The 8,724-nt window shown below is 67.5% G+C and carries 8 protein-coding genes; 1 reads left to right on the top strand and 7 read right to left on the bottom strand.

Translation table 11 applies throughout. The features are described from left to right. Window positions 1-30 precede the first annotated feature (30 nt). On the top strand, window positions 31-753 hold the full coding sequence (locus tag ACTSLZ_RS06475; RefSeq protein WP_443094500.1) for a 3'-5' exonuclease: 723 nt from the start codon (window positions 31-33) through the stop codon (window positions 751-753). Here ACTSLZ_RS06475 and hemL read toward each other — a convergent pair. The 7 genes from hemL to hemG form a co-directional block, all read right to left on the bottom strand. Then, window positions 750-2,087, bottom strand: coding sequence for a glutamate-1-semialdehyde 2,1-aminomutase (gene hemL / locus ACTSLZ_RS06470; RefSeq protein WP_178979632.1), 1,338 nt, complete (start codon window positions 2,085-2,087; stop codon window positions 750-752). The genes ACTSLZ_RS06475 and hemL overlap by 4 nt on opposite strands. Before the next feature lie 41 nt (window positions 2,088-2,128). Next, window positions 2,129-3,130 carry a porphobilinogen synthase gene (gene hemB, locus ACTSLZ_RS06465; RefSeq protein WP_443096106.1) on the bottom strand — a complete coding sequence of 334 codons (1,002 nt, stop codon included), beginning with the start codon at window positions 3,128-3,130 and terminating at the stop codon, window positions 2,129-2,131. A gap of 47 nt (window positions 3,131-3,177) precedes the next feature. Beyond that, window positions 3,178-4,059, bottom strand: a complete 882-nt coding sequence (locus tag ACTSLZ_RS06460) for a uroporphyrinogen-III synthase (RefSeq protein WP_443094499.1) — start codon at window positions 4,057-4,059, stop codon at window positions 3,178-3,180. Beyond that, on the bottom strand, window positions 4,056-5,033 hold the full coding sequence (hemC, locus tag ACTSLZ_RS06455) for a hydroxymethylbilane synthase (protein ID WP_443094498.1): 978 nt from the start codon (window positions 5,031-5,033) through the stop codon (window positions 4,056-4,058). Before hemC ends, ACTSLZ_RS06460 begins: the two co-directional genes overlap by 4 nt. Then, window positions 5,030-6,349: a ferrochelatase gene (locus ACTSLZ_RS06450; RefSeq protein ID WP_443094497.1), complete on the bottom strand. Its 1,320-nt coding sequence runs from the start codon at window positions 6,347-6,349 to the stop codon at window positions 5,030-5,032. Before ACTSLZ_RS06450 ends, hemC begins: the two co-directional genes overlap by 4 nt. Further along, window positions 6,346-7,068 (bottom strand): hydrogen peroxide-dependent heme synthase, encoded by a 723-nt coding sequence (gene hemQ, locus ACTSLZ_RS06445; RefSeq protein WP_443094496.1) that lies wholly within the window; start codon window positions 7,066-7,068, stop codon window positions 6,346-6,348. The genes ACTSLZ_RS06450 and hemQ overlap by 4 nt, the downstream gene beginning before the upstream one ends. A gap of 118 nt (window positions 7,069-7,186) precedes the next feature. Further along, window positions 7,187-8,719, bottom strand: a complete 1,533-nt coding sequence (gene hemG, locus ACTSLZ_RS06440) for a protoporphyrinogen oxidase (RefSeq protein ID WP_178979628.1) — start codon at window positions 8,717-8,719, stop codon at window positions 7,187-7,189. Window positions 8,720-8,724: the final 5 nt, after the last annotated feature.

Raw genomic sequence — 8,724 nt, 5'->3', positions numbered from 1 at the left:
TCGGGAGCGAGTCCGGGTACGGTGGTGATCATGACGAGCGACGCACCGGCCGGATCGCGGCCATGGACGCAGTGCCCACGTGCCACTTTCGACCTGGAGACCACGGGCCCGAATCCGAGGACGGCGCGCATCGTCACGGCGTCGCTGATCCTCATTGCCCCCGACGGCGAGGTCCTCCGGCACGGCGAATGGCTCGCCGATCCCGGCGTCCCCATCCCGGAGGAGGCCGCCGCGGTCCACGGCATCACGACCGAACACGCTCAGGAACACGGTGCTCCTCTCAAGCAGGTGGTCTACGAACTGGCCTCGGCCATCGGCGGCCTGTTCTCCGACGGCGTTCCGATCTTCGCGTTCAACGCCGTCTACGACTTCACCGTGCTCGCCCGCGAACTCCGCCGTTGCGAGATGCCCGACCTCGCCCCGTACCCGGTCCTGGACCCTCTCGTGTTCAACAAGAAGGTTGACAAGTACCACAAGGGCAAACGGACCCTGAGCAATCTCACGCAGGAATATGGGGTCGAGCTGGAGAACGCCCACACCTCGGCGGCGGATTGCTTGGCCACCGAGAGGTTGGCCGGGGCGATGACCCGCAAGTATCCCCAGCTGGACATGCCAGCCGGGGAACTTCACGATCTCCAGATCGGTTGGGCCAAGGAACAGGCCGCGGACCTCCAGGCCTACTTCGACAGAATCGGCAAGATCTCGAAGGTCAACGGCGACTGGCCCGTCCAGCCGGACTCAGAGCGTTCCTAGCGCGGCCTCTCCGACGACGCCGCGGCGCGGGCCGCCGCCGGAAGTGCGGAGACGATGCGGTCCATCGCGGCGTCGTCGTGAGCGGCCGAGAGGAACCAGGCCTCGAAGGGCGAGGGCGCCATGTATACCCCCGAATCCAGCATCGAATGGAAGAACGCGGTGTAGCGGTAGGACTCGGACGCCTTGACGTCTTCGTAGTTCCTCACGCCGTTCTCGCCCGTGCCGAAGGCCACGGAGAAAATGTTTCCCGCCGTCTGGATCGAGTGCTGCACCCCTTCGGCGTCCAGAGCTGCCCCGACCTCCTGCCTGAGGTGTGACGAGGCACGATCGATCGCCGAGTACACCTGGCCCGTTGCGTTGCGCAGCGTCGCGATGCCCGCTGCAACGGACAGGGGATTCCCCGAGAGCGTTCCCGCCTGGTAGACGGGGCCATTGGGGGCCAGGTACTCCATGATCTCCCGACGTCCGCCCAGAGCGGCGATGGGCATCCCACCGCCGATGACCTTGCCGAAGGTGTAGATGTCAGGGGCCCAGCCTCCCTCTTCGGCCGAGGTGAGGCCCCAGTATCCGGCCGAAGAGGCGCGGAAACCGGTGAGGACCTCGTCGAAGATCATGAGGGCGCCGAATTCCCGGGTCAGCTCGCGCAGACCGGCGTTGAACCCCGGTCCCGGGGTCACGACCCCCATGTTGCACGGGGCGGCCTCCGTGATCACCGCGGCAATCTCTCCGGGATACTTCTCGAAGGCGGTTCGGACCGCGTCCAGGTCGTTGTACGGGACCACAATGGTCTCCGCCGTCGTCGCCTGGGTCACGCCGGCCGATCCGGGCAGCGAGAGGGTCGCGACGCCGGAACCCGCCTCGGAGAGCAAGGCGTCCACGTGGCCGTGGTAGCAACCGGCGAACTTGATGATCTTGTCGCGGCCGGTGTACCCGCGGGCCAACCGGATCGACGTCATGGTCGCCTCGGTTCCCGTGGACACCAGCCGGACCTGATCGATCGCGGGCCCGTTCGTGGCCGACCGGTTGATGCGGTCGACCACGGTCTCGGCCAGTTCCGTCTCTCCCACGGTCGAGGCCCCGAAGGACAGACCGTGGTCCACGGCCGTGTGCACCGCTTCGATGACTGCCTCGTGCCGGTGCCCCAGAAGGGCGGGTCCCCAGGAACCGACGAGGTCCACGTACTGGTTGCCGTCGGCGTCCTTGACGTAGGGCCCCTCGGCGTCGACGATGAACGGCGGCGTTCCGCCGACGGAATTGAACGCGCGGACCGGCGAGTTCACCCCGCCCGGGATGACCCTCTGGGAGCGTTCGAAGAGTTCCTCGGATACGGTCAAGATGTCCTCCTGCTCAGTGTGATGGTGTTCTGTCGCGGACCCTATCGCTTGCCCTGGCTCAGCCAGTGGGCAACCTCGGTCGCGTAATAGGTGAAGATGAGGTCTGCCCCGGCGCGGCGCATCCCGGTCAGGGCCTCGAGCACGATTCGCTCACGCTCGACCCAACCGTTGGCCGCGGCCGCTTCGATCATCGCGTACTCGCCCGAGACCTGGTAGACCGCCACGGGCACGGTCGACAGGTCGGCCACTTCGCGCACGACGTCGAGGTAGGCCATCGCCGGCTTGACCATGACCATGTCCGCTCCTTCCTCGAGGTCCAGCTGGGTCTCGAGGACGGATTCGCGCCGATTGGCCGGGTCCTGCTGGTAGGTCTTCCGGTCGCCCTGCAAGGACGAGCCGACGGCGTCGCGGAACGGACCGAAGAACGCGGAGGCGTACTTGGCGGAGTAGGCCATGATCGAGACGTCCTGGAAGCCCTGCTCGTCGAGGGCCTGTCGGATGCCTGCGATCTGTCCGTCCATCATTCCGGACGGGCTGACCACGTGCGCTCCGGCTCGGGCCTGGGAGACGGCCATGCGCTCGTAGAGGTGCACGCTGCGGTCGTTGTCCACCACGGTCTCGCCCGTGCCATCGATGGTCAGCGGTCCGCAGTGGCCGTGGTCGGTGAACTCGTCGAGGCACGTATCGGCCATGATGACCACCTGGACCCCGAATTCCCGCCGCACGGCCGCGATGCCGCGGTTGAGGATTCCCTCGGGATCCCACGCGGCCGACCCTTCGGAGTCCTTGTCCTCGTCCCGAGGAACTCCGAACAGATCCACGCACTTCACGCCGGCATCGACGGCGCTGCGCACCGCTTCCACCAGGGATTCGATGGTGTGCTGGTACTGGCCCGGCATCGACACGATCTCCGTCGGCTGGTCGATGCCGTCACGGACGAACAGCACCTGGATCAGGTCTTCTGCGTGCAGCCGCGTTTCGGCGATGATGTCCCTCATGGCCGGGTTCGTCCGAAGCCGACGCGGCCTCCGGACGAGATCCAGTTTTCCTGAGGCGGTCGTATCGCTCACGGTCATCACTTCTTTCCTGCTCAACTCGTGTGTGTCGTTCGGTGTTCGTCGTACCCGAGGACCCGGGACACCGTGTCCGTCAGGTGCGCGGCCGATGTCCCTGGGGATCGGATGGCTTCCAGGCCCAGTTCCCGGGCCGCGCGCTCCGTGGTGCGACCGATGCAGATCACCGGAACCCGGACGGGCCCCAGCTCCGCGAGGGTTTGGATCAGTCGGGGCGAGGTCGCCACCACGGCGTCGATCGCGTCCACGCCCTCCGCCCGGAGGCAGGTCGACGTCGCCTCCCGCCCGAGCACGGGCGCCGGAGATGCTCGTTCGGTCTCCGTCTCGATGAGCGGGCGCGACGCGGGAAACGGTACCTGTTCGTAGACGGTGGCTTCCCGGACCCGGTGTCCGCGATCGCGCAACCCGTCCACCAGTTCCGTGCGGGCCGGCTCGCCGTGCACGCACAACACGGATTGTCCCGGCCCCTCCCCCATAACTCTCGTCCATTCCTCCAGCATTCCCGCCGCACTGTTCTCTCGCGGCGGATTCTGAACGGTCAGCCCCAAGTTCGTCGCGGCCGCCCTGGTGGCCTCGCCCACGCACCAGACGCGGGCGTGCCCGAAGAGTTCTCCCAGCGAGCGCGCCGAGTGCTCGCGCGCCAGAACGTCGGCGGCCCATACGCCGTTGGCGCTGGTGAAGGTCACGACGTCGTAGGGTCCTCCGGACAGAAGGCCGACCGCGTCCGACCCGGCACGTCCTGAGACCGCTTGGGCTTCGGACAGGGGGCTCAGTACCGGAGCGAATCCTTGGCTCGTCAGGCCTTCGACCAGCTCGGCCGACCGCGCCGGAGTGCGCGTCACCAGGACACGCGGCGCGGCCGCAACCTCCCGGTCCGCGGCGTCGACCTGTCCGGTCACTCGAGCGTCAACTCCGTGAACTCGGCCGCACCGCGATCCAGGAGAGCCTCGGCGGTCTCGGTTCCGAGGGCCTTCGCGGCGTCCTCGTCCCGAACCGGCGCGGACCTCGTTTCCCGGAGGGTTTCCGTACCTCGGGGGTCGGCGACGACGACGTCGAGCGTCAGCGACTCTCCGGCCACCTGGGCATAGGCCCCAATGGGCGCCGCGCAGCCCGCTTCGAGCCGCAGCAGCAGGGCACGCTCGGCTTCCACGGTGAGCCGCGCCTGCGCATCATCGATCTGGGCAAGAGCCGTCATCAGGTCCTCTCCCGTGTCCCAGGTTCGGTACTCGATGGCCAGGCACCCCTGCCCCGGGGCAGGCAGAACCTTCGTGGGATCCAGGTACTCCGTGACGACGTCCTCGAGACCCAGTCTCTGCAGCCCTGATGCCGCGAGAACCACGGCGTCGAGGTCGCCGTGGGTTCCTCGACCCACGCCCTTGTCGTTCGTGGCGTAGTGCTCGAGACCGGCCACTCGGGACAACCGGGTTCCCACGTTGCCGCGGATGTCGGTGACCGAGCAGTCCGGGCGCAGCACACGGATCTGTGCGGCCCTCCGGGGGGACCCGGTTCCGATGCTCGATCCTTCCGGCAGATCGTCCAGGCGCAAGCCGTCCCGAGCAACGAGCACGTCACGAGGATCGCCCCTGGGCGGGTAGACGAGCGACAATTTGCCCTCGAACAGGTCCTTGGTCGGCAGATCCTTGAGCGAGTGGACCGCCACATCCACGGCACCGCCCAGCAGTTCCTGCCGGAGCGCCGCCGCGAAGACCCCCGTCCCGCCGAGTTGGGCGAGCGGCCCCGAGGTGATGTCCCCCGTCGTGGTCACCGTCTTGAGCTGCGCGTCCTGTCCGGCCTCGACCAACATGTCCGCCACGTACTGGGACTGGGTCGTGGCCAGCGCGGAACCGCGCGTTCCCACCAGGATCCGCGTCATACGGCCTCGGAATCCGCGGTCGCCGCGACCGGGTGGTCGGCGATGACGGGCTTGGGGTTCTTGAGCCGAGCCGGAAGGCAACAGTTGGAATCGCACCGATCGAACCATCCCTTGCCCCCGCATGCGCTGACCCGCAGGGCATCGAGTTCTCGGGGGTCCGTGCTGGGGGCCGTCTCGACGAATCGCTCAGCGATGAGGTCGCGCAGTGACCGCACGTACGCTGGGTGCGTGCCCGGCGTCGGCGTCCGGACGGCCTCGAAGCCGAGGTTCTCGCAAGTCTCCATGGCCTCGGTGTCCAGGTCCCACTTGACCTCCATGTGGTCGGAGACGAAACCCAGGGGAACCATGACCACACCGTCCACGGAACCTTCCAGCGCCTCCAGGGCATCATTGATGTCCGGTTCGAGCCACGGAGTCGAGGGCGAGCCGGACCGGGATTGGTACGCCAGTTCCCAGTCGCAATCCGAGAGCAGGTCCGCGTCCGCTTCCTCGACGAGGCGCAGCACGGAACGGGCGGCCTCGAGGTGCTTCTCGACGTAGGCCGAGCCTCCTTCGTACTCCACTCCGCGCGGGCCGGCCTCGTTGGCCGCGGTCGTCGGAACCGAGTGGGTGCAGAACACGATACGCACTCTTCCGTTTCCGGCGGCGTGCTTGTCGCTCGCGCCGATCCTCGCCTTGACCTCTTGGATGCCCTGCGTGAGGCCTTCGGCGAAGGACTCGATGAAGCCCGGCGCGTCATAGTGCTGTCGGAGCTTGTCGATCCGGAGGTCGTCCCCCAGGCCGAGCTTCTCGAGCGCGATGCCGTAGTCCTCGCGGTACTGCCGGCAGCTCGAATAGCCGGGATAAGCGCTGGTGGCCAGGACGAGGAGCTTGCGATACCCCTTGTCGTAGGCTTCCTGCACGACGTCGGCGACGTACGGTTCCCAATTGCGGTTCGCCCACAGGACAGGCACGTTCGGCCCGTTCTCGGCCAGCTCATCACGAAGGGCCTGGAGCAGCTGACGGTTCTGTTCGTTGATCGGGCTGACCCCGCCGTTGGCGCGGTAATGGGTAGCGACTTCTTCGAGGCGCTCGTCCGGGATCCCGCGCCCGGCCGTGACATTGCGCAGGAACGGGATCACGTCATCCTGGCCTTCCGGCCCGCCGAAGGACGAAAGGATCACGGCGTCGTAGTTCTCCGGCGCCTGCGAGCGCGTCCGGTCGATGGTCTCCTCGGAGGCGAAGCCGTCGGTGTCCGCGAGTGACGCCGGCCCGTTGCTGGCCGTGTTGTCGGGATCCCTCCGGTTGGGAATCGGGTCGGTGCGGGTCAGGCTCATCGGAGCACCTCCAGCACGTCCTCGGCCCCGATCCTTCGGCCGGTGTAGAACGGGGTCTCTTCGCGCACGTGCAGTCGCGCCTCGGTGTTGCGGAAGTGGCGCATGAGGTCGACCAGATCGACGAGTTCCGGGGCTTCCAGGGCCAGGACCCACTCGTAGTCGTTGAGTGCGAAGGTCGCGATCGTGTTGGCCAGAACCTGCGGGTAGTCGCGCCCCTTCATGCCGTGGTTCTTGAGCATCTCGGCCCGGTGCTTCTCGTCCATGTAGTACCAGTCCCATGAACGAACGAACGGGTAGACGCAGACCCAGGCTTCGGGGTCCTTCCCCCGCGCGAAGGCCGGTGCGTGGTTCCTGGTGAACTCGGCGTCGCGGTGGACACCCATCGTCGACCACACGATCTCGGTTCCCTTCAGGGCCTCCGTCCTGCGCAGGTCCCTGACCGCGGCCTGCAGGTCCTCGGGGTTGTCCGCGTGGGTCCAGACCATGATGTCCGCGTGGTCGCGCATCCCGGAGACGTCGTACATTCCGCGTACGACGACGCCGTCCGACTCGATCGACTCCACGGTCTTCCTGAGTTCCTCGGCAGCCCCCTCCGACGGGGCCGTCTGGGCATCGTTCCGACGCGCGAAGACGGTGTAGAGCGCGTAGTAGAGGCGATCGTCCCCAGAGGCCGCGCGGTCCGCGCCTGCCTGCGAGTTGCCAGAATTCTGTTCAGTCATCAACTGACCTGTCCTTTCACTGCGGGCGCCTTGGTCGCAAGGCGCTTCATGCGTCTGTGGCTTACAAGATTCCGACCGGGATCGGCCCCACGAGGGTCGCCGGTCGACCGACCGTTGCTCACCCGAGATCGAGATCGGCGATCGTCGTGCGCGTGTCCGGGACCAACGAGGCCAGACCGGTACCGGAGAGCCAGGCCCCGACGGAAGCGACCCGGCTGAGTTTCGTGAGGTTCTGGCGGAATGCCTTGACCTTCTGGGCGTGACCGATCGAAACCTGCGGCATCGCCGTCTTCCACCGGACGACGTCGGCCCCCTGCAGGTATTTGCGGCTCAGGCTGGTGCCCATGATCCGGGAAGCATCGTGGAGCGCAAGGCTCATGAGCTGTTCGTCCGAGAGGGTCAGTTCCGTGATGGACTGCCCCTCCGACGTCGGCCCGCGACCGTACGAGAGCCGCAGAATGTGCCGGTGCTCCCCCACGCGGTCGGCGATCCACTGCCACTTGGCCGTCATGTGCGTCAGGGCCTTGGCCCGGACGGTCCTGACACGGTCGCTGACAAGAACCCCGGTGCCTCGCGGCGCGGAGTCGAGCGCGGGTGCATCCACAACGAGTGTCACGAGCGCGATCTCCGGCCCGCGGCGCACTTCGGGCAACAGGTCGCTGTCCAGGTGGGGCCCCAGCAGGCGAACGGTCGTGGGTCCGTCCGTGGCCAGGACCAGGACGTCGGCGGTCAGCGCCGCCCGTTTTCCCGCTGAGCCCTCCTGACGCCGGATCGCGATCCAGTTCTGCGTGACCTCGTCACGGTCCACCGCGATCACGTCGCATCCTGCCAGGAGGCGCACCCCGCGACGGGTCAGGTCATTGACCAGGGCTTCGGAGAGCTGGTTCATCCCGCCCACGAGGCCGGCCACCTGGGATCCGGCGGGCGAGTTCGCTCTGAGTACCGCCGCGGAGGCACCCAGGGAACCGTAGGTACGGATCCCCTCTCTGAGTCCGGGCGCCACGGCGTCGACGTCGAGCTCGTTCGGGTGGGTCGAATGGATGCCCATGGTCACGGGCGCGACGAGTCCGTCGACGACGTGCTGCCCCATCCGCGCCTTGACCAGACCGCCGAGGGTCTTCTGGTGGGCCCCGACCGACGACGGCAAGTACCGGTCCATGGCCGCTCTGCGCTGACCGGCGGCGGTGAGCGCGGGGCGCAATTCTGAGTCGCCCGGATTCGCGGGAATTCCCAGGATCCCCGAGGAAGGCATGGGGATCGGTCCGCTGGGCAAGTACAGCCATGATCCTGCTCGCGAGGGCGTAGTCCGTGCCTCTCCCAGGCCGAGATCATCGATGAGTTCTGCAACCGATGCATTGCGCGTCGCGTACGATTCGGCCCCCGAGTCGAGAACCATGCCGCCTACCTGGTGCGCTCCCACGGCTCCTCCGAAGTGGTCCCGGGATTCCGTGAGCACCACGCGCAGGCCGCGATCGGCGAGTTCGCGGGCAGCCAGCAGGCCGGAGACGCCTCCGCCGACCACGAGCGCGGTCCGGGCCTTGCGCGAACGAACCGCGTCCGGGGCATGGGCCGGGGAGGAATCGCCCGGCGCCTCAGGGCTCTTGAGGGTGTTGGCCTGATCCGGGGTGACTTTCTGAGGTTGGGATGCCATCGACG

This window comes from Rothia koreensis, from assembly GCF_052232265.1.
Lineage (GTDB): Bacteria > Actinomycetota > Actinomycetes > Actinomycetales > Micrococcaceae > Rothia > Rothia koreensis.
This window is presented reverse-complemented; position numbering and strand designations above follow the sequence as displayed.

Bases quoted from the DNA above. Each gene is read 5' to 3' on its own strand.
- ACTSLZ_RS06475 (WP_443094500.1), top strand. From the start codon at position 31: ATGACGAGCGACGCACCGGCCGGATCGCGGCCATGGACGCAGTGCCCA.
- hemC (WP_443094498.1), bottom strand. From the start codon at position 5,033: ATGACGCGGATCCTGGTGGGAACGCGCGGTTCCGCGCTGGCCACGACC.
- ACTSLZ_RS06450 (WP_443094497.1), bottom strand. From the start codon at position 6,349: ATGAGCCTGACCCGCACCGACCCGATTCCCAACCGGAGGGATCCCGAC.
- hemQ (WP_443094496.1), bottom strand. From the start codon at position 7,068: ATGACTGAACAGAATTCTGGCAACTCGCAGGCAGGCGCGGACCGCGCG.
- hemG (WP_178979628.1), bottom strand. From the start codon at position 8,719: ATGGCATCCCAACCTCAGAAAGTCACCCCGGATCAGGCCAACACCCTC.